The organism is Bordetella genomosp. 10, assembly GCF_002261225.1.
Classification (GTDB): Bacteria; Pseudomonadota; Gammaproteobacteria; order Burkholderiales; family Burkholderiaceae_B; genus Bordetella_C.
On the sequence record NZ_NEVM01000005.1, the window covers coordinates 699984 to 723243 of the forward strand.

The 23260-nt window shown below is 68.2% G+C and carries 13 protein-coding genes and 1 pseudogene; 11 read left to right on the forward strand and 3 right to left on the reverse strand.

Annotation, left to right across the window (positions count from 1 at the left end):
- The first annotated feature begins 446 nt into the window (after positions 1 to 446).
- Positions 447 to 776, forward strand: a complete 330-nt coding sequence (gene trxA, locus CAL29_RS19430) for a thioredoxin TrxA (RefSeq protein WP_094854690.1) — start codon at positions 447 to 449, stop codon at positions 774 to 776.
- A gap of 74 nt (positions 777 to 850) precedes the next feature.
- The gene (rho, locus tag CAL29_RS19435; RefSeq protein WP_094854691.1) at positions 851 to 2107 is read left to right on the forward strand and encodes a transcription termination factor Rho; all 1257 of its coding nucleotides are present in this window, start codon (positions 851 to 853) and stop codon (positions 2105 to 2107) included.
- Between the two features lie 204 nt (positions 2108 to 2311).
- Here rho and CAL29_RS19440 read toward each other — a convergent pair whose 3' ends face one another.
- Positions 2312 to 6214 (reverse strand): YhdP family protein, encoded by a 3903-nt coding sequence (locus CAL29_RS19440; RefSeq protein WP_094854692.1) that lies wholly within the window; start codon positions 6212 to 6214, stop codon positions 2312 to 2314.
- A gap of 108 nt (positions 6215 to 6322) precedes the next feature.
- Between CAL29_RS19440 and glnE the strand changes: the two genes are divergently transcribed.
- The 6 genes and pseudogenes from glnE to CAL29_RS32085 all read left to right on the forward strand — a co-directional run.
- Positions 6323 to 9166 (forward strand): bifunctional [glutamate--ammonia ligase]-adenylyl-L-tyrosine phosphorylase/[glutamate--ammonia-ligase] adenylyltransferase, encoded by a 2844-nt coding sequence (gene glnE, locus CAL29_RS19445; RefSeq protein ID WP_094854693.1) that lies wholly within the window; start codon positions 6323 to 6325, stop codon positions 9164 to 9166.
- A gap of 117 nt (positions 9167 to 9283) precedes the next feature.
- The gene (locus CAL29_RS19450) at positions 9284 to 9964 is read left to right on the forward strand and encodes an epoxyqueuosine reductase QueH (RefSeq protein ID WP_094854694.1); all 681 of its coding nucleotides are present in this window, start codon (positions 9284 to 9286) and stop codon (positions 9962 to 9964) included.
- Between the two features lie 174 nt (positions 9965 to 10138).
- Positions 10139 to 11677: an acetolactate synthase large subunit gene (locus CAL29_RS19455; RefSeq protein WP_094854695.1), complete on the forward strand. Its 1539-nt coding sequence runs from the start codon at positions 10139 to 10141 to the stop codon at positions 11675 to 11677.
- 396 nt (positions 11678 to 12073) lie between these two features.
- A complete protein-coding gene (gene nadA, locus CAL29_RS19460; protein ID WP_094854696.1) occupies positions 12074 to 13267 on the forward strand; it encodes a quinolinate synthase NadA in 1194 nt (397 codons plus the stop codon).
- Positions 13267 to 14901 carry an L-aspartate oxidase gene (gene nadB, locus CAL29_RS19465; protein ID WP_094854697.1) on the forward strand — a complete coding sequence of 545 codons (1635 nt, stop codon included), beginning with the start codon at positions 13267 to 13269 and terminating at the stop codon, positions 14899 to 14901. Before nadA ends, nadB begins: the two co-directional genes overlap by 1 nt.
- Positions 14902 to 15410: 509 nt before the next feature.
- Positions 15411 to 15551 (forward strand): annotated as a pseudogene (locus CAL29_RS32085) (GMC oxidoreductase); the annotation flags it as partial.
- 169 nt (positions 15552 to 15720) lie between these two features.
- Here CAL29_RS32085 and clpB read toward each other — a convergent pair.
- Complete coding sequence (gene clpB, locus CAL29_RS19475) at positions 15721 to 18315, reverse strand: ATP-dependent chaperone ClpB (protein WP_094854698.1); 2595 nt, start codon at positions 18313 to 18315, stop codon at positions 15721 to 15723.
- Between the two features lie 224 nt (positions 18316 to 18539).
- On the opposite strand from clpB, the gene CAL29_RS19480 reads away from it, so the two are divergent.
- Positions 18540 to 19022 (forward strand): gamma-glutamylcyclotransferase family protein, encoded by a 483-nt coding sequence (locus CAL29_RS19480; protein WP_094854699.1) that lies wholly within the window; start codon positions 18540 to 18542, stop codon positions 19020 to 19022.
- 112 nt (positions 19023 to 19134) lie between these two features.
- On the opposite strand, the gene aceB is transcribed toward CAL29_RS19480, so the two are convergent.
- Positions 19135 to 20718, reverse strand: a complete 1584-nt coding sequence (aceB, locus tag CAL29_RS19485; protein WP_094854700.1) for a malate synthase A — start codon at positions 20716 to 20718, stop codon at positions 19135 to 19137.
- A gap of 233 nt (positions 20719 to 20951) precedes the next feature.
- On the opposite strand from aceB, the gene CAL29_RS19490 reads away from it, so the two are divergent.
- Positions 20952 to 21866, forward strand: coding sequence for a LysR family transcriptional regulator (locus tag CAL29_RS19490; RefSeq protein WP_094854701.1), 915 nt, complete (start codon positions 20952 to 20954; stop codon positions 21864 to 21866).
- A 114-nt stretch (positions 21867 to 21980) separates the two neighbouring features.
- Positions 21981 to 23105, forward strand: a complete 1125-nt coding sequence (locus CAL29_RS19495) for a hypothetical protein (RefSeq protein WP_143277707.1) — start codon at positions 21981 to 21983, stop codon at positions 23103 to 23105.
- The last annotated feature ends 155 nt before the right edge of the window (positions 23106 to 23260 follow it).

The following is a 23260-nucleotide window of genomic DNA, read 5'->3' on the forward strand; positions in this document are numbered from 1 at the left end:
CTCAGGATTGGCGCGGCTTCCGGTGGAATGCGCACAGTCTGACCAGCCCCGGTATGACGGAGGTAGTGAAAGGCCCGGTGCAAGCCGGTCCGGGCGCGCCGTTGCGGGCATGGAGACCATGTCCCCAGGGCCGGCGGCGTCCCCGGACGACCGGCCCACCGGACCGCGAGGCCGTTTATGCTACACAAAACCGGTGAAGCCTGTTCGTATGGACAGTGGTATGCTTTAATCCTGTCAACTCAAAAACGCCGGGTTTGAGCGCAGGCAGCGCGGCGGAGTTCCCGCCGCAGGCAATGTAGGGGAAAATGAGCGCCAGGGAACCCCTGGTCACTCGCAGGTGTCCCAGGCAACAGGCCTGCCGGACGCATCCTGTCCAGCCATCCGCGATACGCCTTCCCAGCCGGTTCTGCCGGCCGCCCAGCGAAAAAACCCAACGAGAAACCGCCATGAGCGACCAAATCAAGCATGTAAGCGACGCCAGCTTCGAAGCCGATGTCCTGAAGTCCGACGTCCCCGTATTGGTGGACTACTGGGCTGCCTGGTGCGGCCCCTGCAAGATGATTGCCCCCATCCTGGAAGAAGTGGCCAAGGAATACAACGGCCGCCTGACCATCGCCAAGCTCAACGTCGACGAAAACCAGGATACGCCCGCCAAGTACGGCATCCGCGGCATTCCGACGCTGATGCTGTTCAAGGGCGGCCAGGCCGCCGCGACCAAGGTCGGCGCCCTGTCGAAATCCCAGTTGACGGCCTTCCTCGACGGCGCCCTGAGTTAATTTTCCCTTTCTCGCGCGGGCCCGTCCGTGGCCCGCCGCCCCACTCCCCTCTTTCCTCCCCCAACAGCACCCCAATGCACCTGAATGAACTAAAGGCGCAGCACGTCTCCCAACTGCTCGAGCAGGCCGCCAAACTGGAAATCGAGAACGCCAACCGCCTGCGCAAGCAGGAGTTGATGTTCGCCATCATGAAGAAGCGCGCCAAGCAGGGCGAGCAGATCTTCGGCGACGGCGTGCTCGAAGTCCTGCCCGACGGCTTCGGTTTCCTGCGCTCGCCGGAAACCTCCTACCTGGCCAGCACCGACGACATCTACATCTCGCCGTCGCAGATCCGCCGCTTCAACCTGCACACCGGCGACTCGATCGAAGGCGAAGTGCGCACGCCCAAGGACGGCGAACGCTATTTCGCGCTGGTGAAGGTGGACAAGGTCAACGGCCTGGCGCCCGAGGCGATCAAGCATCGCATCATGTTCGAGAACCTGACGCCGCTGCACCCCAACCGGGTGATGAAGCTGGAACGGGACATCAAGAGCGAAGAGAACCTGACGGGCCGCATCCTGGACGTGTTCTCCCCGCTCGGCGCCGGCCAGCGCGCGCTCATCGTGGCGCCGCCCAAGTCCGGCAAGACGGTGATGATGCAGCACATCGCGCACGCCATCACCACCAACTTCCCCGAAGCGGTGATGATCGTCCTGCTGGTGGACGAGCGTCCCGAGGAAGTGACGGAAATGCAGCGCACGGTGCGCGGCGAAGTGGTGGCGTCGACCTTCGACGAACCTGCCACCCGTCACGTGCAGGTCGCCGAAATGGTCATCGAGAAGGCCAAGCGCCTGGTCGAACTGAAGAAGGACGTGGTGATCCTGCTCGACTCGATCACCCGCCTGGCGCGCGCCTACAACACGGTGGTGCCGGCCTCGGGCAAGGTGCTGACCGGCGGCGTCGACGCCAACGCCCTGCAGCGTCCCAAGCGCTTCTTCGGCGCGGCGCGCAACATGGAAGAAGGCGGCTCGCTGACCATCATCGGCACGGCGCTGATCGAAACCGGCAGCCGGATGGACGAAGTCATCTACGAAGAGTTCAAGGGCACCGGCAACTCGGAAGTGCACCTGGAACGCCGCCTCGCCGAGAAGCGCGTCTACCCGGCCATCAACCTGAACAAGTCGGGCACCCGCCGCGAAGAACTGCTGATCCGTCCGGATCTGCTGCAGAAGACCTGGGTGCTGCGCAAGTTCATCCACGACATGGACGAAATCCAGGCGATGGAGTTCATCCTGGACAAGATGCGCGCGACGAAGACGAACGACCAGTTCTTCGACATGATGAAAAAATGACCCCCCCCTACCGCGCGGAGCGCGGCCCCCCCGGGGGGGCGACACTGGCGGACCGGCAAAGCCGGATCCGCGGTGTCTGCGATTGGGGAGACCTGTGCGTTGCGCGGGTCTTTTTGCTTTTTGCGGTCTCGATTTGTTAGGTGTTAGGCCTGTGCTTTGCATGGGCCTTCTTCCTTCTTGTTTGTTGGCTTCGCCCTTCCTGTCTTAGCCTTCGACGCTGGGGGAGGTGGTGGACTTGGGGGTGGCGTCGGGTTTGTGGCTGGAGTCGATGGGGGCGACTTTGGGGTCGTTCCAGTTGCCGGTGACGGCGTATTCGCTGGTGAGGGCGCTGGCCAGGGGGTGCTTGAGGATCAATTGTCCGAGGAAGGCGCCCAGGCCTAGCAGGGGGTTGACGAAGGCGGTGGCGACGGCGGCGCCGCTGGCGTCGATGTTGGGGACGACGACGGCCTTGAGGTTCCAGGTTTCGTCGATGATGTTGGTGTCGCCCGCCAGGATGATGCTGGCGACCGGACCGGCGACCTTGTAGTCCTCGGTATGGGCCACGCCCTTGGACAAGGCGATGTGGCCGCGGATGGTGTCGAAGGGGAAGCCGTCGCGCAAGAGGTTGACGGGATTGAAGTCCAGGCGCGCCAGCCGGTTCACCGATTGCAGCGACAACAGCTCCAGCAGCCGTGCGGTGCGCGAGTTGACGTGCACGAAGCGCCCCTTGTCCAGGCTGACCTTGACCTTGCCCTCGATGTTCGCGAGGTCATGCGTCCAGGGCAGGTCGTTCCAGGTCAGGGTGCCCGACGTCGATCCGCTGCCGTTGGCCACGGTGTCCGGCTTGCCCAGGCGCGCCAGGAGCTTGCCGACGTCCTTGAACTGGACCGACGCGTCCACGGTCAGGCCGCGCTCCGCGCCGCTCAGCCGCCATGCGCCCTTGGCGTCCAGCGTGGCGTCGTCGTTGGCGATGCGCAGCTTGTCCAGTTGCCAGCGGCGGCCGCGTTCCAGGTTGGTGCCCAGCACCTGCAAGGCGCCGACGTCCTTGCCGTACAGGCGCAAGGAATCCGCCTGCAGGTCGACGGCCGGAATGTCCGACAGTTCGTCGGTCTTCGCCAGGGCATCGCTGGCCGTGTTGCTGTCGTTCTCGTCGCCGAAGGACAGGTACTTGAAGCGCCCGGTCACCTTGCCGGCCACGCTGCCCGAGGCTTCGCGCCAGGACAGGGAGCCGGCCGCCTGGCGCGACTGGATATCCACCCGCCATTGCATATCGACCGGCCGCGCGGCGTTCAAGGTCAGGTCGTTCAAGGTCAGGCCGGACATGTGCAGGGTGGGCGTCTGCACGACGATCAGGTTGACGGGCGGCAGCAGGGGCTGGGACGGACCGGCGGCCGCTGCGCGGCGCGTGGCGGCGCCCCTGGCGGAGGCCGGCGCGGGCGTCGGCGCGAAACCGTCGATCAGGTCCTGCCAGGCATCCGCGTCGAGTTCCGGCAGGTTCAGCTTGAGGGTGAAGCCCTGGTCGGGCAAGGTCGCCGGCAGGTTGGCGCCGACCGCGCCCCGCGCGAAATACGCGCGGCGATCCGCCGGGTCGCGCTCCAGCAGCACATTGATGTTCTGCCCCACGCTGCCCGTCAGCCAGACCCGGTTGCGCGCGCCCGGCGTCTGCGCCGGACTCCACTGCAGTTTCAGCGGCAGCGCGGTGGCGGCGCGCTTGCCGACCGGCGCCGGCATGTCCAGCGCCAGCCCCACCAGGTCGGACTCCAGCGAGACGTCGATGTTGCCCCCCGGCAGGTAGAGCAGGCGCGCGCGGTAGTCCGTCTTGCCGCTGATGCGCGCCATGGATTTGGCGCGGAACAGTTGCGACAGGGAGGCGCCATTGAGCGTTCCCTGGAAGCGCAGGCCGTTGCGGCTGTCCAGCAGGCTGCCGTCGATGCGCAGCGGGCCGCCCAGGATCTGGCCCTGCAGCGCGCGGGCGCTCACGTCCTGTTCCGTGAACGCCAGTTGGCCGCGCACTTGCTGGAGCGGCGGCAACTGCGGGAACATGGCGAATTCGTTGTTGTTGAAACTGACCGTGCCGTCGACCTTGGTCTCTTCCGGATGCAGCAGGGGAACGCGCAGGGCCATCGCCAGGCTGGCGTCGCCCGTGCCGCGCGCATCGTCCAGCAGGTTGTTCAGGAGTCCGCCCAGGGGCGACGCCCTGGTCGTCGCCAGATAGGTGGCGAGCGGTCCGCTGGTCTCGGCGTCGAGGGACAGCTCGGCATGGTGCTCCATGTTCGGGATGGCGGCCTTGATGCCGTGCAGCGCGATCGGCACGGCGCCGTCATCGGGCGGTTGCAGGATGCCGCCGGGCGCGGCGTCCATCGTCAACGCCGCGCCATCGATGGCGAAGTTGCCGTTCAGGCCCGCCACCGCCGGCCAGCCCTTGCGCTTGTCCTGGGCGGGCGCGTAGTCCACGGTGGCGCCGGCGTAGGTTCCGCCGATGTGGAATTTGCCGCTCGCCGCCGGCTGCGTGAAGGGGAAGTCGTCCAGGTCGCCCTGGATCACGATCCCGGCATCGTGCGCGTCGCCCGCGCGCAGGCCGCGCTGCAGCCAGTCGCGCGCTTCCTCGGTGACGGTCATCGGCAGATAGCGGTAGAGGGCGTCCAAGCGCAAGCGCGCGAGCTTGCCGGTCAGGTCGGCGGTGCCGGCCAGCGTCTTGCCGGCCTCGCGCCAATGGCCTTGCAGGCTCAGGTCCAGGTCCGCGTTGCGCACGGCCGCCTGCCGCACGTCGACGCCCAGGACGTCGTCGTCGCCCCGGCGCGCCACCGCGTCGAGGTCGAGCCGGTCGAGCGCGAGGTGCGACTCCTGCAACACGCCCGGCAAGTCCGCGATCACGGAACGGGCCTGCACTTGCAGCGCCAGGCCTTTGGGCACGGCGGCCGCCGCGCCCAGGGGAGACGGCCGCTGCGACGGCGCGCCGCCGCTCTGCGACATCGCCAGGCCTTGCACGCGGTTCCAGACGTCGCCGGGCAGGCCGTCGACGTGCAGCCGCACGCTGTCCGCGGCCACCTTGGCGTCGCCGCCCCATTGCCATCCCACGCCGCGCGCGAACACGTCGCCCGTCACGCTGCCCAGGCGCCTGCCGTCCACCTGGAGCCAGGCGCGCGCCGCCAGCCGCCCGCCGGTCGGCGGCAACCGGACCCAGGGCGACCAGGCCGCCGGATCGACGTCGACGACTTCGCCGTAGACCTGCCCGTGCCAATTGTCCAGGTTGCGGCCGTCGCGCACGAACAGGGAACGTTCGAGTTCGGCGCGCAGGTCCACGCTGCGGCCCAGGGCGGGCGGCAACTGGGCGCGCAGCGCGAAGCGGTGCGTGAGCAGGCCGTTGAGCACGGCGAGGCTGGCGTCGCGCACGACCAGGTCCGGGGTGCCGCGCAGCTCGTCCTGCCAACGCACGGTGACGTGCTTCAAGGCGATTTCGTGCTGGCGGGCCAGCCAGCGCACGGCGGGGGTGTCGAGCAATGGCCCGTCGTCGTGGGCGCCCAGGTCGACGGCCTGGCCGGCCACCCACAGGCGATTGTCGCGATCGCGCCGCAGCGTCAGGTCCAGGCCGTCGGCGCGCAGGCTGACCAGGCGCGGCACGCGGTCGAACAGGCTGCGCCAGGCGACCACGGCCTGCACGGAGGGCAAGCTCAGGACGGGCGTGGTCGGCGCGGAAATGAAGGGCGTGCCGGGGGGATAGGCGGGAGCGGGGCCAGCCTCCGCGCCGGGTGCGGCGGCCGCCGGTGCGTTGCCCGCCTGTTGGCCGCGTGCCGATTCGCCAACTGCGGATGATCCGCCCGTCGATGAGGCGCCCGCCAAGGAACCGTCGGCAGGCGAGCCGCCATGGCCGCTCGCCGCGGGGGCTTCGTAGATCCGCACGTCGCCCAGGTTCAGTCGTGGGTTCAGGCCATACCAGTCGGCCGAGATCTCGCCGATCTCCACGCGCGCGCCGATGGCCTGGCTGGTGTACTCCTCGATCTGCGGCCGCCATTGGTCGATGCGCGGCAGCACGAGATAGCGCATGCCGAGCAAGGCCACGGCCGCGACGAAATACACGGCCCAGACGATCCACATGAGGATGCGCAGGATTTTGAAGGAAAAATGCACGGGAAACTGAGCGGGAGCGATAGTCTTGCGGTATCGTCCCCTTATACCTGAAATGCCTACCGGCGTCTGCGTAACGCCTGTCGGCGTCTACGTAACTCTTTACTAGCCATGTCCGCAGCCCCTCCCTTCGATCCCGCCTCCGACCCGCTCTTCGCCCCCGCGCTCGCGTGGTCCGGTTACCTGCGCCGCCGCCTGGAAGCTTATCCCGAACTGGCCGAGTGGCTGCGCGAGCATGCAAGGCAGGCCGTCGACCAAGCGGCGCTGATGCGCTGGCGTGACGAACTGGCCGGCGCGGCGGGCAGCCCGGTAGCCGGCGGCGCAGCGAACGCAGCGAACGCAGCGAATGCCCCGGCACTCCCGGTGGCGACCTGCCGCGCCGTGTTGCGCCAACTGCGCGAACGGGTCTTCTGCATGCTCATCGTGCGCGACCTGGCCGGCCTGGCGCCCCTGGAGGAAGTCGTCGGCGCCATGACCGGCCTAGCCGACCTGGCGATCGCCGAGGCCTACCGCAGCGTGGCCGCCGAGCTTGCCGAGACGCACGGCGTGCCCGTCGATCCGGCCACCGGCAAGCCGCAGGAAATGCTCATCATGGGCATGGGCAAGCTGGGCGGCGGCGAACTGAACGTGTCCTCCGACATCGACCTGGTCATGCTCTACGGCGAGGAAGGCGAGACGCCGGGACCGCGCAAGCTCAGCTATCACGAGTTCTACGGCCGCCTCACCCGGCGCATGATGCCGGTGTTGTCGGAAATCGATGCGCATGGCCACGTTTTCCGCACCGACCTGCGGCTGCGGCCCGACGGCGACGGCAGCCCGCTGGCCTGGAGCCTGGACGCCTTCGAGCTCTACCTGGTCGGCCAGGGCCGCGAGTGGGAACGCTACGCCTGGCTGAAGGCGCGCGCCATCCCGGCCCAGGCTTTCGCGGGCAGCGACAGCGAAGCCCAGTTGCGCCAGATGGAAAGCCTGCGCATCCCCTTCGTCTACCGCAAGTACTTCGACTTCGACGCGCTCGCCGCCCTGCGCGCCCTGCGCGAGCGCATCCGCCTGGACTGGCAGCGGCGCGCCCTGGGCCGCAACGGCATGGACAGCGCGCTGAACATCAAGCTGGGCGACGGCGGCATCCGCGAAATCGAATTCGTGGTCCAGCTCTCGCAGTTGATCCGCGGCGGCCGCATGCCGGCCTTGCGCGACCGCGGGCTGCTGGCCGCCCTGCACGCGCAGCGCGACGCCGGCATCCTGCCGGCGGACGACGCCGAGCGGCTGGAAGCGGCCTACCATTTCCTGCGCCGCGCCGAGCACGCCCTGCAATACCGCGAGGACGAACAGACCCACCTGCTGCCGGCCGATCCCGAACCGCGCGCCGCCCTGGCGCGCGCGCTCGGCATGACGCCCGAGGATTTCGAAAGCAGCCTGGCGGCGCATCGCGCCTTCGTCGCCGACACCTTCCGCAACGCCTTCGGCATGGCGGGCGTGGACGAGGCCGGCCAGGGAGAAACCAGCCGTGCCGAGCCCGGTGCGGACATGGAAAGCGCCCTGCTCGACCAGATCCACGAACTGTTCGGCGAGCAGGGGCCGGAACTGGCGGCGCGCGCCGCCTCGCTGCTGGGCAGCCATCGCGTGCGCAGCCTGCCGGAGACCAGCCGGCGCCGCCTGGAAACGCTGCTGCCTGCGGCCGTGCAGGCGGCCGCGCGCACCGACGCGCCGGCGGCCGCCACGGTGCGCCTGTTCGATCTCATCGAGCAGGTGGCCCAGCGCAGCGCCTACCTGGCGCTGCTGGCCGAGTACCCGGACACCCTGGCGCGCGTGGCCCGCATGATGGCCGCCAGCCCCTGGGCCGCCCAATACCTGACCCAGCATCCGCTGCTGCTCGACAGCCTGATCGACTGGCGCACGCTCTTCGAATCGCTGGACTTCCAGCAGATCGGCCGCCAACTGGCCGCCGATCTCGATGCCTGCGTGCTGCCCGACGGCAGCCCCGACGTCGAGCGCCAGATGAACCTGATGCGCGACGTGCAGCGCCAGGCCAGCTTCCAGTTGCTGGCGCAGGACCTGGAGGGCGAACTGACGGTGGAAAAGCTGGCCGACCAGTTGTCGGCGCTGGCCGACATGCTGCTGGCCGAAACCATCCGCCGCGTCTGGCCCCTGGTCAACCGGCAAGCGGACGCGCAGCCGCGTTTCGCGGTGGTGGCGTACGGCAAGCTGGGCGGCAAGGAACTGGGCTACTCCTCCGACCTGGACCTGGTCTTCCTGTTCGACGATCCGCGCGAGGACGCGCCCGAGGTCTACGCCAAGCTGGGGCGGCGCATGACGTCCTGGCTGTCCACCATGACCTCGTCGGGCCGCCTGTACGAAATCGACCTGCGGCTGCGGCCGGACGGCGACGCGGGGCTGCTGGCGGTGTCGGTGGAGGCCTTCGCCGAATACCAGCGCAAGCACGCCTGGTCCTGGGAACACCAGGCCCTCACCCGCGCGCGCCATGCGGCGGGCGACGCCGAGGTGGGCGCGCGCTTCGAGGCCGTGCGGCGCGAGATCCTGCTGGCGCCGCGCGACGTTCCCACGCTGCGGGCCGACGTGCGCGCCATGCGCGAGAAGATCAGCGCCGGCCATCCGAACACCAGCGGCAAGTTCGACGTCAAGCACGACCGCGGCGGCATGGTGGACGTGGAATTCGTCACGCAGTACCTGGTGCTGACGCAGGCGGCGGCGCATCCGGTGCTGGCGGAGAACCTGGGCAATATCACCCTGCTGCGCCTGGCCGCCGGGGCCGGGCTGCTGGATCACGACCTGGCCACGCGCGCCGGCAACGCCTATCGCACGCTGCGGCGCGTCCAGCACGCGATGCGGCTGCAAGGCCAGGAAAAGGCCCGCGTGGCGCCGGACACGCTGGCGCAGGAGCGGGCGGCGGTGACGGAGCTCTGGAACCAGGTGCTGGGGGACCAGGCGGGGGATTAGGCGGGGATCCGGGCGCCGGAACAGCGGAATCCGCGCCGCGTCGTAAAATAGGCGTTTGGCCCCAGCCGGCGCGGGAACTCCGTCCCGGCTCGCGCCCTTCCCCGTCCCGGTACCGCCATGTCCGAATTCGTCCGCCCCAAACTCCAGTTGCCTGAAGGACGCCGCAAGGTGCTGCTGCACTCCTGCTGCGCGCCCTGTTCGGGCGAAGTGATGGAAGCCATGCAGGCCTCCGGCATCGACTACGCCATCTATTTCTACAACCCGAACATCCATCCGGTGAAGGAATACGAGATCCGCAAGCAGGAGAACATCCGCTTCGCCGAGCAGCATGGCATCGAGTTCATCGACGCCGACTACGACATGGACAACTGGTTCGAGCGGGTCAAGGGCATGGAAGACGCGCCCGAACGCGGCGAGCGCTGCACCGCCTGCTTCGACATGCGTTTCGAGCGGACCGCGCTGTACGCGCACGAGCACGGCTTCGACACCATCACCAGTTCGCTGGGGATCTCGCGCTGGAAGGACATGAACCAGATCAACGGCTGCGGCGAACGCGCGGCCGCGCGCTATCCCGAGCTGGTCTACTGGACCTACAACTGGCGCAAGGGCGGCGGCTCGCAGCGCATGATCGAGATCAGCAAGCGCGAGAATTTCTACCAGCAGGAGTATTGCGGCTGCGTCTACTCGCTGCGCGACACCAACCGCCATCGCCGCGCCCAGGGCCGCGACCGCATCCACATCGGCGTGAAGTTCTATGGCCGCGAAGGCCTGGTGAACGAAGAAGAGATTCAAGGGTAAACCCCGAAGAAAGCGCCTACGCGGCGGATCTGTTCCCTATCTGCCCGCATCTGGCGTCTTCTGGCGCCGCATTCTCGCCGCCGTCCGCCCCGCATTCCTCGTCCGCGTCCATGACGGGTTACGCGGGAGCGTACACTCTGGCTGGTTTTTTACGCCCATGACGATGAGGAAGGAATGAACGGCGCCGAAAGTCTCGTCCATACGCTGCTCAAGAGCGGCATCGATACCTGCTTTGCCAACCCCGGCACGAGCGAAATGCACTTCGTGTCCGCGCTCGACCGCATCCCCGGCATGCGCTGCGTGCTGGCGCTGGCCGAGACCGTGGTCACCGGCGCCGCCGACGGCTACGCCCGCATGGCGGACCGCCCCGCCGCCACCCTGCTGCACTGCGGCCCCGGCCTGGCCAATGGCCTGGCCAACCTGCACAACGCGCGCCGCGCGAATTCGTCCATCGTCAATATCGTCGGCGACCAGGCGACGCACCACCGTCCGCTGGACGCGCCGCTGACGGCCGACACCGAAGGCTGGGCGCGTCCGGTGTCCGCCTGGACCCGCACGTCCAGCACGGCCGCGACCATCGGCCGCGACGCCGCCGCGGCGGTGCAGGCCGCGCGCACCTCGCCCGGCCAGATCGCCACGCTGATCGCCCCCTCGGACACCTGCTGGAATCCCGGCGGCGTCGTCGCCGAGGCCCTGGACATTCCGCCCGCGCCCACGGTGGACGAAGGCGTGCTGAGCGCCGTGGCGCGCATCCTGCGCACCGGCGAACCGGCCGTGCTGTTCATGGGCAATGACGCGCTGCGCGAAAGCCCGCTGGCCGTGGCCGGCCGCATCGCGCAGAAGACCGGCGCCCGCATGATGGCGCCGACCTCCAACCGCCGTATCGAACGCGGCGCCGGCCGCCAGGCGATCGCCCGGCTGCCCTATGCCGTCGAGCCGGCGCTGGCCGCGCTCAAGGGCGTCAAGCACCTGATCCTGGTCGGCGCCAAGGCGCCGGTGGCCTTCTTCGCCTATCCCGACAAGCCCGCCCTGCTCTATCCCGAGGATTGCCAGATCCACGTCCTCAGCCGTCCCGAACAGGACCAGGGCGAGGCCCTGGCCCGCCTGGCGGACATGCTGGCCGCCCATGAGGCCGCGCCGGCGGCGGAACGGGTGAAGATGGAGCCGGCGCGCGGCGCCGTCACCTCGGAAGCGGTGGCGCAGACCGTCACGGCCCTGCTGCCGGACCACGCCATCATCGTCGACGAGGGCGTGAGCTTCGGCCGCGCCTTCTACCCCGGCACGGCCAACGCCGCGCCGCACGACTGGCTGCAGATCACCGGCGGCGCCATCGGCAACGGGCTGCCCCTGGCCACGGGGGCCGCGATCGCCGCGCCGGGCCGGCGCGTGGTGTCCTTGCAGGCCGACGGCTCGGCCATGTATTCCTTGCAGGCGCTGTGGACGCAGGCGCGCGAGAAGCTGGACGTCACCACGGTGATCCTGGCCAACCGCAAGTACGCCATCCTGCTGGGCGAACTGGCCGGCGTCGGCGCCGCCGCGGGCAAGACCGCGATGGACATGCTGGACCTGACGCGCCCGGCGCTGGACTGGGTCAAGCTGGCCAACGGCATGGGGGTGGAAGCGGCCCAGGCGCAGAACATGGAACAACTCGCCGACCTCTTCGCCGCCGCCAACAAGCGCAAGGGTCCCTTCGTCATCGAACTGCTGATCTGATCCGGCAACGGGACATCGGCGAACAGGTCTCCGCGCCGATGGCGTGGGAACGCGCCCCCAGAAGTTGGACGGTCAGAAACGGGAGCCCGAAGGCCTGAACTCGGTATTGCACCGGGCTCAGGCCTTCGAGCTTGAGTCGGCCCCACGCGGTTCGAGGCGGCATCTAACCAGGTGGAACAAACAAGCCAGGTTGAACAAACAAGCGTTTCCGTAAATTATGCTCAAATTGAGTGTATTATGTCGTTCACCTGTCGCGCATCATCTATCCGCGATGCAGACTCGGCACACGCTGCGCCAAGTTCCCTCATTGCCACGCTTCTGGTTGGACAGCGAGGCGCCGCCGTTTTTTTTGACCCATTAATGCTCTAAACGAGCATATATGCCGGAGATAAATTCATGCCTCGTCCCGTCAGCAGTGAAGCCTCCCGGAAATGGTTCGACTACGATCATCCGAGCCTGAAGTCGATCACGCTGGAACCGGCGCCTGAAACAACAGGGGGCACGGCCTGTTCGGCCGTCGGCCGGGCTTGGGCACGGGTTCCGGCAGCCTTGCATGAGGCCGAGCGAGAGGCGCTACGCGCGCGCATTCGCCACCTGTTGCAACGTGAAAAGGCCGTGCTGGTGGCGCATTACTACGTCGATGCCGACTTGCAGGAACTGGCGCGCGAAACCGGCGGCTGCGTGGGGGACTCGCTGGAAATGGCCCGCTTCGGGCGCGACCACCACGCCGGCACCATCGTGGTGGCCGGGGTGCGCTTCATGGGCGAAACCGCCAAGATTCTGGGCATGCACAAGCGCGTGCTCATGCCGGACCTGGAAGCCAATTGCTCGCTGGACCTGGGTTGCTCCGCCGATGAGTTCGCGCAATTCCGCGACGCCCACACCGACCGCACTGTAGTGGTCTACGCCAATACCAGCGCGGCGGTGAAGGCGCGGGCCGATTGGGTCGTGACCTCCTCCATCGGGCTGGAGATCGTCGCCCACCTGCACGGGCGCGGCGAGAAAATTCTCTGGGCGCCCGACCGGCATCTGGGCCGCTATATTCAGAAGCAGACCGGCGCGGACATGCTGCTCTGGCAAGGCTCCTGCATGGTGCACAACGAGTTCAAGGGCTACGAACTGGAATGCCTGCGCGCGGAATATCCGCATGCCAAGGTGCTGGTTCACCCGGAATCGCCCGAGGCCGTGGTGGCGCAGGCCGATGTGGTGGGGTCCACCTCGCGCTTGATTCAAGCCACTATCGAACTGGATGCCACTCACTTCATCGTCGCCACCGACCAGGGCATCCTGCACGAGATGCGCGCGCGCGCGCCGGGTAAGGTATTCCTGGCCGCGCCCACGGCAGGCAACAGCGCCACGTGCAAGAGCTGCGCCCTTTGCCCCTGGATGGCGATGAACGGTCTGGCCGGCGTGGCGCAAGCGCTGGAACAGGGCACGGGCGAAATCCACCTCGACCTCGGCCTGGCCGATGCCGCCCGCCGCCCGATCGAACGCATGCTGGATTTCGCCGCCGCCCACAAGACCCGGGTGCGGACCAGCGGCGACATGGAGCAGGACGGCGCCCTGTTCAGCCATGTGGGAGCCGCCTGATGCCCATCGCCCACGCCCCCGCGGCCGCTGAAGACACCCTGCATTGCGACGCCATCATCGTAGGCGCCGGACTGGCGGGCCTGAGCGTTGCCCTGCAACTGCCCGCGCACTGGCGCGTCGTTCTGCTGCTCAAGGACGCCCGCGCCGAATGCGCCAGCAGCCGCGCCCAGGGAGGCATTGCCGCCGTCGTGGATGCCCAGGACAGTCTGGACAGCCACATCCAGGACACCCTGGCGGCTGGCGCCGGGCTGTGTGACGAGCACAGCGTACGGCACATTCTGGCGAATGCTCCCCAGGCGCTGGCGTGGCTGCGGCAACAGGGCGTGCCATTCACGCTGCTGGACGACGGCAGCGGCCTGCACCTCACCCGCGAAGGCGGCCACAGCCACCGCCGCATCGCCCACGCAGCCGATGCCACCGGCAAGGCCATCATGGACAGTCTGTGGCAGCGGATCGACCGATCAGGCAACATCGACGTCCTGGAGCATCACGCCGCCATCGACCTGCATACCGTATCGCCCACCCTGGCGGATTCGCGCATCTGCCAGGGCGTGTGGGCGCAGGATCTGCGCCGTGCATGCCACCGCCTGCTGCTGGCACCGCGCGTGGTACTGGCCACGGGCGGCATGGGGCAGCTCTACCCGCGCACCACCAACCCGCCGTCGGCCACGGCAGACGGCGTGGCAATGGCCTGGCGAGCAGGCTGCGCCGTGCGCGATCTGGAATTCGTGCAGTTTCATCCCACCGGGCTGTACGCTCCCGATGCCGCGGGTTTTCTGATTTCCGAAGCCCTGCGCGGCGAAGGCGGCCTGCTGTGCCTGCCCGACGGTACGCACTTCATGCCCGCGCACGATGCCCGTGCCGAGCTCGCCCCTCGCGACGTGGTGGCTCGCGCCATCTTCCACGAAATGCAGCGTCACGGCCTGCCCTGCGTGCACCTGGACATGCGCCACAAGGGCAGTGAATTCCTGCACCGGCACTTCCCGAACATCCTGGCCGAGTGCCTGCGCCACGGCATCGACATCACGCGCCAGACGATTCCCGTGGCGCCCGTGGCGCACTACGCCTGCGGTGGCATTGTCACCGACCTACGCGCCCGCACCGCCTTGCCGGGTCTGTATGCCGTGGGCGAAAACGCCTGCACCGGCCTGCACGGCGCCAACCGGCTGGCCAGCAATTCGCTTCTGGAATGCGTGGTCATGGGCCATGCCGCTGCCTGCGACATGATCGCCCTGGCGACGGGGAAACCCGCCATGGCGGGCTGGCCCGATGCGACGCAGCCTCCGCCGCCGCATGCTGCCCCCCCTGCACATGCGGCCGGCGCAACCTCGTACGCCACGCTGCGCCGACAGCTCGCCGAGGCGATGTGGCAGGGCGCGGGCATCGTGCGCAATGCCCACGACCTGCGTATCGCCCGGCAGACGGTGCAGGCTTTGCGAGACCAATGCGCATCGCTTCATTTCCGCGATTCTCTGTCCGGCATGCCCGCCGTCACGTCTGCGCCAGACGCCCTGGCGTTGCGCAATCTGCTGGATGCGGCCGCGCTGCTGCTCGATGCTGCGCTGCGCCGCGGCCAAAGCTGCGGTCTGCACACCCGCAGCGACAATCGATCCGAGGACCATGAAGCAGCCTGATCAAGCTGTTACCCATGTCCCCGTAAACCTGTTGCCCAAGTACCCTTCCATACACGTTCTCACCTTGGGGCGCCCGGCCCGGCGGCAAAAAAGGCCGGGCGCAAGCCTCGGTATTCATCCAGGGCGTAGCGGAGCCGGCTTTGCCGGTCCGCCAACGCCGCCCCCTTGAGGGGGCCCGCGGAGCGGGTAGGGGGTGGGCCTCCCTTGGCGGCCCGGCGGCAAAAAAAACCCCGGGGCGAGGGAACCCCGGGGGCACAGGATATTGCCTCGGGTCCACCGCGGCGGCGGGAGGCAATCGCGATCCATGGCCAGGCGGCGACGGAGAGAGGATCCGCCATGGATCGCGTGGCGTCATGAGACCATGTCGGTGCCTTCCGACCCATGAGAAATTTCCACATCGGCGGGCGACAGGCGGCTCCGGATGCCGAATCGCCAATAGGAATTTTCTGAAGATCGGCCGCGCCGGGAGCGAGCCATTTCGCAAAACCGCCGCCGGTCGAACCTTGATGCGCGATCGTGGCGCGGCCAACCTGCGGGTGGCCGATTGCTCGATCATTCCCACCCCCGCATCGGGCAACACGAACGCACCCGCGATCATGATCGGCGAAAAAGCGTCGGACATGATCATCGAGGACGCCCGCGCCAGTTGATGCCGATACTGCCCAGGCTCTGCAAAAAAAATCGGGACCGCCAAAAGACGGTCCCGATCTTTTCCGGGCGGGACGAAGGCGGCGGGCCAGGCCGCCGCCTTCGCTTGCTGCTTACTGCCTGCTGCTTACTGCCTGCTGCTTACTGCCTGCTGTTTACTGCTCTTGCTGCTTACTGCAAGGTGCGTTCGAACACCAGCTTGCCGTCGCGCACGTCCACCGGCACCACGTCGCGCGGACCGAAGCGGCCCTCCAGGATCAGCTTGGCGACCGGGTTCTCGATCTGCTGCTGGATCGCGCGCTTCAAGGGACGCGCGCCGAACACCGGATCGAAGCCCGCGCGCGCGATTTCCTTGAGCGCGGCGTCGCTGATCTCCAGGCGCATTTCCTGCTTCTCCAAACGCTCGCCCAGGCGCTTGAGCTGGATGCGCGCGATCGATTCGATGTGCTGCGCGGCCAGGCCGTGGAACACCACCACCTCGTCGATACGGTTCAGGAACTCGGGCCGGAAAGCCTGCTTGAGTTCGTCCCACACGACTTCCTTGATGACTTCATAGGGCTGCCCCGCCATCGACTGGATGTGCTGCGAACCCAGGTTCGACGTCATCACCACGACCGTGTTGCGGAAGTCCACCGTGCGCCCCTGGCCGTCGGTCAGGCGGCCGTCGTCCAGCACTTGCAGCAGCACGTTGAAGACATCCGGGTGCGCCTTCTCGACTTCGTCGAGCAGGATCACGCTGTAGGGCTTGCGCCGCACCGCCTCGGTCAGATACCCGCCTTCCTCGTAGCCCACGTAGCCCGGAGGCGCGCCGATCAGGCGAGCCACCGAATGCTTCTCCATGAACTCGCTCATGTCGATGCGGATGAGATGCTCCTCCGAATCGAACAGGAACTCGGCCAGCGCGCGCGTCAACTCGGTCTTGCCCACGCCCGTCGGGCCCAGGAACAGGAAGGAGCCGTAAGGACGCGACGGATCGGACAAGCCGGCCCGCGAACGGCGGATGGCGTCGGACACCAGGCGCACGGCCTCGTCCTGCCCCACCACGCGGCGATGCAGGAAGTCTTCCATGCCGAGCAGCTTTTCACGCTCGCCCTGCATCATCTTCGACACGGGGATGCCCGTGGCGCGCGACACCACTTCGGCGATTTCCTCGGCGCCGACCTGGGTGCGCAGCAGACGTGGACGGCCCGGCTCCGCCTCGGCCTTTTCGGCGCCGCTTTCGGCCGACTTCAGGCGCGCTTCCAACTCCGGCAGCTTGCCGTATTGCAGTTCCGCCAGCTTGTCGAACTGCCCCTTGCGCTGCAGCTCGGCCATCTCGGCGCGCACCTGCTCGATCTCTTCCTTGATGGCCTGGCTGCCTTGCACGGCGGCCTTTTCCGCCTTCCAGATTTCCTCGTAGTCGTTGTACTCGCGCTGGAGCTTTTCCAGCTCTTCCTCGATCGCGTTCAGGCGGCGCTTGGAAGCGTCGTCGGATTCCTTCTTCACCGCTTCGCGTTCGATCTTCAACTGGATGATGCGGCGGTCCAGGCGATCCATCACTTCCGGCTTGGAATCGATTTCCATGCGGATGCGCGCCGCCGCCTCGTCGATCAGGTCGATGGCCTTGTCGGGCAGGAAGCGGTCGGTGATGTAGCGGTTGGACAGCTCGGCCGCGGCGACGATGGCCGGGTCGGTGATCTCCACGCCGTGGTGCAGCTCATAGCGCTCCTGCAAGCCGCGCAGGATGGCGATGGTCGATTCGACGTCGGGTTCGCCCACGAGCACCTTCTGGAAGCGGCGCTCCAGCGCGGCGTCCTTTTCCAGGTACTTGCGGTATTCGTCCAGCGTGGTCGCGCCGATGCAGTGCAGCTCGCCGCGCGCCAGCGCGGGCTTGAGCATATTGCCCGCGTCCATCGCGCCCTCGGCCTTGCCGGCGCCGACCATGGTGTGCAGCTCGTCGATGAAGACGATGTTGCTGCCGTCGTCCTGCGCCAGCTCCTTGAGCACGGCCTTCAGGCGTTCCTCGAACTCGCCGCGGAACTTGGCGCCCGCCAGCAGCGCGGCCATGTCCAGCGACAGGACGCGCTTGCCGCGCAGGCTTTCCGGCACTTCGTCGTTGACGATGCGCTGGGCCAGGCCTTCGACGATGGCGGTCTTGCCCACGCCCGGTTCGCCGATCAGCACGGGATTGTTCTTGGTGCGGCGCTGCAGGATCTGGATGGTGCGGCGGATTTCGTCGTCGCGGCCGATGACCGGGTCCAGCTTGCCTTCGCGGGCGCGCTGGGTCAGGTCCATCGTGTACTTGGCCAGGGCCTGGCGGTTGGACTCGCCTTCGGCGCCCTGCACGCTCTCGCCGCCGCGCACGGCGTCGACGGCCGCTTCCAGGGCCTTCTTCTGCAAGCCCGCTTCGCGCAGGATGCGGCCGGCCTCGCCCTTGTCCTCGGCCAGCGCCAGCAAGAACAGCTCGCTGGCGATATAGGTGTCGCCGCGACGCGCCGCTTCCTTGTCGGTGCGGGTCAGCACGGCCTGCAGGTCGCGGCCGACCTGGACGTTGCCTTCGCCCTGCACCTGCGGCAGGTTCTGCAGCGCCTGGTCGATGGCGGGCTGCAGCCGGTTGACGGCCACGCCGGCGCGCGCCAGCAGGCTGGTGGCGCCGCTGTCGGGATCGGACAGCAGGGCGGACAGCACGTGCAGGGGCTCGATGTATTGGTTGTCGTTGCGGGCGGCCAGGCTTTGCGCATCGCCCAGGGCTTGCTGGAATTTGGTGGTCAGCTTGTCGAATCGCATAATGTTCGCTTTGGCCCCAGGGACACGACGGCCGTTAGGCTGTCCGTGACGGCGGGCGTCGAAAAGGGAGTTGGACATCCGGCCTGGGATGGCCGGCTCGATGATCAGCAAATGCGGGCTGGATGGCCGTTTTCAAGACCCTGTGCGGTCCAGGGACATTGCATGAGCGGGCCGGGCCGTTTCAGCGCGAATGCCGGGGCGCGCAGCGACAGGAGAGCACACCGGTGAGCATATATGTTTTTGTCTACGGGACGCTGCGGGCGGGGGAAATCAACGACCTGGCCCGGGCGGCGGCGCGGCGGGGCCTGCCCGCGCCGCGCCTGGCGGGCCGGGGGACCGTGCGGGGGACGCTGTATGACTTCGGCGACTGGCCTGGATTGCTGCCGGACGGCCGGGGGCGGGACATCGTGGGCGATGTCTATGAAGCGGGGGAAGCCGGTGCGGGGGAAGCGCTGCTGGCGCTGATGGATGAAATCGAGGAGATCGACCCGGCGGGCGGGTCGTGCTTCCTGCGGCGGCGGGTCCGGGTGTGGGCCGAGCCGCCGGCCGGGGGCGGAGTAGCGGCGGGCTTCCTGGACTGCTTCTATTACCCCATCGATCCCGCCTGGACCGCCGAGGCCGTGGCCACGCCGGCGACGGATTGGATCGCCTACCGGCACGGGCGGGACGCGACCACGGGCCAGGACGAAGCTACGAGCCAGGACTAGGCGACGAGCCAGGACTAGGCGACGAGCCAGGGCGAGGCCACGGGCCGGAACGCGGCCACGGACCAGGACGAGGCGCCCAGGTCGGCCGGGCGCCCGCCCTCTTGAGGCAAGCTCAGATTTCCTCGTACAGTGGCAAGGTCAGGAATTCGGCGAAATCGTCCTGGGTGCTCATCTGCTCGAAGATCCGGGCGGCGCGGTCGTAGGCCTTGCTGGAACCGGCGACTTCGTGGACCTTGGCCAGTTCCTCGGGGATGAGCTTGCGCACCAGGTCGGCCGTGACCTTGCCGCCGCCTTCCAGCACGCCCTTGGGCGAGCGGATCCACTGCCACACCTGGGAGCGGGAAATCTCCGCCGTGGCGGCATCCTCCATCAGGTTGTTGATCGGCACGCAGCCATTGCCGTCGAGCCACGATCCCAGATAGTGGATGCCGACGTTGATGTTGGCGCGCAGGCCGGCTTCGGTGATGGGCGCCTCCGGCTGGAAATCCAGCAGGTCGGCGGCGGCGACGGCGACGTCCGGACGCTGCTTGCCGATCTGGTTCGGCGCATCGCCGAGCACCTTGCGGAACTCCTCCATCGCCACGTCGACCAGGCCCGGGTGGGCGACCCAGCCGCCGTCGTAGCCGTCGGTGGCGTCGCGCGCCTTGTCGGCGCGGATGCCGGCCATGGCCTGCTCGTTCTTGACCGGGTCGCTCTTGATCGGGATCAGCGCGCTCATGCCGCCGATCGCCGGCGCCTTGCGGCGATGGCAGGTCTTGAGCAGCAGCAAGGCGTAGGCGCGCATGAAAGGCGAGGTCATGGTGACCTTGGCGCGGTCGGCCAGGCAGAAATCGCGCTCGACCTTGAATTTCTTGATGCAACTGAAAATGTAGTCCCAGCGGCCGGCGTTCAGGCCGGCGCTGTGCTCGCGCAGTTCGAACAGGATCTCGTCCATCTCGAAGGCGGCGAGAATGGTTTCGATCAGCACCGTGGCCTTGATGGTGCCCTGCTCGATGCCCAGCGCCTTCTGGGCGCGCACGAAGATGTCGTTCCACAGGCGCGCTTCCAGATGGCTTTCCATCTTGGGCAGGTAGAAGTACGGGCCGGAGCCGCGCGCCAGCAGTTCCTTGGCGTTGTGGAAGAAATACAGGGCAAAGTCGAAGATGCCGCCGGAGACGCGCTGGCCGTCGACCGTGACGTGCTTTTCGTCCAGGTGCCAGCCGCGCGGGCGCACCAGCAGCACGGCGGGATTGTCATTGAGCTTGTACGACTTGCCGTTCTGCTCCAGCGAGATGGTGCGGCGGATGGCGGCCATCAGGTTGATCTGGCCGTTGATCTGGTTGTGCCAGTTCGGGGTGTTGGAGTCCTCGAAGTCGGTCATGTAGCTGTCGGCACCCGAGTTCAGGGCGTTGATGACCATCTTGCGCTCGACCGGGCCGGTGATTTCGACGCGGCGGCAGAGGAGATCCTTGGGCAAGGGGGCGATGGTCCAGTCGCCTTCGCGGACGTCGCGCGTGGCCGGCAGGAAATCCGGCTTCTCGCCCTGGTCCAGGCGCTGGGCGCGGACGGCGCGGGCCGCCAGCAGCTCCTGGCGGCGGCCCTCGAAGGCGCGATGCAGGTCGGCCACCAGGGCCAGGGCGTCATGCGTGAGGACAGTCTCGAAACCGGCTTCGACAGGTGCGTCGATGGCGACGCCGGCGGGCAATTTCAGGCTCATGGTGGCTCCGGGTGATGGCAGGCAAGCGGACAGTTTACGGAGCGGATATTGAATTAAAAAGGATATAAAAGTAGATTCATCTTTTATTTTTAGTATGAAATAAGCAAACGGCGGGTGATCGGCGCAAGCCGCGCGGCGTTGGGGGGTATTTTTTGCCGCCGGGCCGCCCCAAGGCAAAAACGCCCCCTCGGGGGGCAGCAAGCGGCGATAGCCGTGCAGCGTGGGGGTACCCTTTGGATCGATTCAAGCAACTGCAGACCTTCGTCAACGTCGCCAACCTGGGCAGCATGTCCGCCGCCGCCCGGGCGGAAGGCGTGACGGCGGCCATGGTGGGGCGGCGCATCGACGCCCTCGAGGCGCGCCTGGGCGTGAAGCTGCTGGTGCGCACCACGCGCCGCCTGTCGCTGACCGCCGAGGGCAGCGCCCTGCTGGAGTACGCGCAGCGCATCCTGCGCGACCTCGACGACAGCGAGAACCTGATCGCCTCCGGCAGCGCGCGCCCCAGCGGCCACCTGCGCATCAGCGCCCCGGCCGGCTTCGGCCGCCGCCACGTCGCCCCGCTGCTGCCGGCCTACACGGCCGACCATCCCGACGTCAGCGTCACCCTGGACCTCAGCGACCGCCTGGTCGACCTGATCGAGGAACGCTACGACTGCGCCGTGCGCATCGGCGACCTGAACGACTCCAGCCTGGTCGGCATCCGCCTCGCCGACAATCGCCGCGTGGTGGTGGCCTCCCCCGCCTACCTGGCCCGGCGCGGGACGCCCGCCACGCCGGCCGACCTGGCGCGCCACGACTGCCTGTCCTTCGGCAACCAGGCCAACCAGGCGCGCGGCTGGCTGTTCACCATCGACGGACAGGTGCAGGCGCAACGGGTGGGCGGCCGGCTGGAATGCAGCGACGGCAGCGTCCTGCACGAATGGACCCTGGCCGGCTGCGGGCTGGCATGGCGCTCCATGTGGGAAGTCCGCCACGACCTGGCGCGGGGCCGCCTGCGGACCGTGCTCGACGACTACGCCGCGCCGCCCAACGGCATCTATGCCGTCCTGCCCGAACGCCGCCACTCCCCCGCCCGCGTGCGCCTCTTCGTCGACCTGCTGCGCCGGACATATGCCGCGGCCGATTACTGGGACGCGCCGGGCGGATGACGCGGCAGGCGGCCGAAATCCGTTGAAACGCGCCGCGACCGTCGCGCGGCCGAAAGCGCGTCGGCGCCCGCTCCCGGGCATACAATGCCGCAACGCCAAATCGCCGGGTGTTCCATGCTTCCTCGCATTTTCCTGTCCGCCCTGCCCCGCATCGCCGCGCTGTGCGCGCTGCCCCTGGCGATCGCGGCCCATGCCGCGCCGGCCTCGCACGGGCCGGCCCCGTCCTGGCAGACCGTGGAGCTGGGCCGCCCCGGGCACCGCTATCCTTTCCCGGTCTACGCCAACGTCGACCTGGCGCACGCGCACCTGGACAGGATCCGCCACGTACTGATCATCGTCCACGGCCTGAACCGCAACGGCGACGACTACTTCCAGACCGGGGCCAACATCCTGGCCCTGCGGCCCGGCGCCGATGCCGACACCCTGCTGCTCGCGCCCAAGTTCCCCGCCGCCATCGACCGCGGCTACGACAAGATGCCGGTCTGGAGCCACGGCCGCTGGTCGGCCGGCGAGGACAGCATCAAGTCCGCGCGCCGGCCCGCGCCGGTCAGTTCCTTCGAAGTGCTGGACGACCTGCTGGCGCGCGTGGCCGATCCGCGCCGCCTGCCCCTGTTGCAGGACGTGGTGATCGCCGGCCACTCCGCCGGCGCGCAACTGGTCCAGCGCTATGCCGTCTTCAACGCGGTGGACGAGCGCATCAAGCGCGGCGGCGTCAGCGTGCGCTACGTGGTCGCCAATCCGTCTTCCTACGTGTATTTCTCCAAGGACCGGCCCAAGGACGACGGCCAGGATTTCGCGCCCTTCAATCCCGGCCAGTGTCCCGAGTACAACGCCTACAAGTACGGCCTGGAACACATGCCCGCCGACCTGCCCGCCAGCGGCGTCGGGCCGGCCACGCCCGCGCAGGCGGCCGTGCGCCTGGCGCGCCGCTACGCCGGCCGCTCGGTGACCTATCTGCTGGGCGGCGCCGACACCAATCCGGAACACCGCCTGCTGGACAAGAGCTGCGCCGCCGAAGCCCAGGGAGCCACGCGCCTGGCGCGCGGCAAGGCCTACGTGAAGTACGAGAAATGGCTGCCCGCCAACCACCCGTTGAAAATCCAGCACCAGGCCTACGAGGTGGCCGGCGTGGGCCACGACAGCCGCCGCATGTTCAATTCGGAATGCGGCGTGCGCGAACTGGCCGGCGCGGACGCGCAGCCGGTGACGGGCGCGGCCGCCTGCACGCCGCTGCGCTGAAGCGGGACCGCGCAATGCCCCTTTGCCCCGCGCGGCCGCACGGCGCGGCCGGTCCGCCGGTTTGTTATCGTATCGCCATCCCGCGCGCGCCGGCCTGCACGCGGCGGCCTACTGGCCGCACGCCCAGGCAGACGCAAGCTCTCAGCGCGCCGCGC

Excerpts from the sequence above, each read along its gene's own strand:
- trxA (WP_094854690.1), top strand. The coding sequence starts at position 447 with ATGAGCGACCAAATCAAGCATGTAAGCGACGCCAGCTTCGAAGCCGAT.
- rho (WP_094854691.1), top strand. The coding sequence starts at position 851 with ATGCACCTGAATGAACTAAAGGCGCAGCACGTCTCCCAACTGCTCGAG.
- glnE (WP_094854693.1), top strand. The coding sequence starts at position 6,323 with ATGTCCGCAGCCCCTCCCTTCGATCCCGCCTCCGACCCGCTCTTCGCC.
- CAL29_RS19450 (WP_094854694.1), top strand. The coding sequence starts at position 9,284 with ATGTCCGAATTCGTCCGCCCCAAACTCCAGTTGCCTGAAGGACGCCGC.
- CAL29_RS19455 (WP_094854695.1), top strand. The coding sequence starts at position 10,139 with ATGAACGGCGCCGAAAGTCTCGTCCATACGCTGCTCAAGAGCGGCATC.
- nadA (WP_094854696.1), top strand. The coding sequence starts at position 12,074 with ATGCCTCGTCCCGTCAGCAGTGAAGCCTCCCGGAAATGGTTCGACTAC.
- nadB (WP_094854697.1), top strand. The coding sequence starts at position 13,267 with ATGCCCATCGCCCACGCCCCCGCGGCCGCTGAAGACACCCTGCATTGC.
- clpB (WP_094854698.1), bottom strand. The coding sequence starts at position 18,315 with ATGCGATTCGACAAGCTGACCACCAAATTCCAGCAAGCCCTGGGCGAT.
- aceB (WP_094854700.1), bottom strand. The coding sequence starts at position 20,718 with ATGAGCCTGAAATTGCCCGCCGGCGTCGCCATCGACGCACCTGTCGAA.
- CAL29_RS19495 (WP_143277707.1), top strand. The coding sequence starts at position 21,981 with ATGCTTCCTCGCATTTTCCTGTCCGCCCTGCCCCGCATCGCCGCGCTG.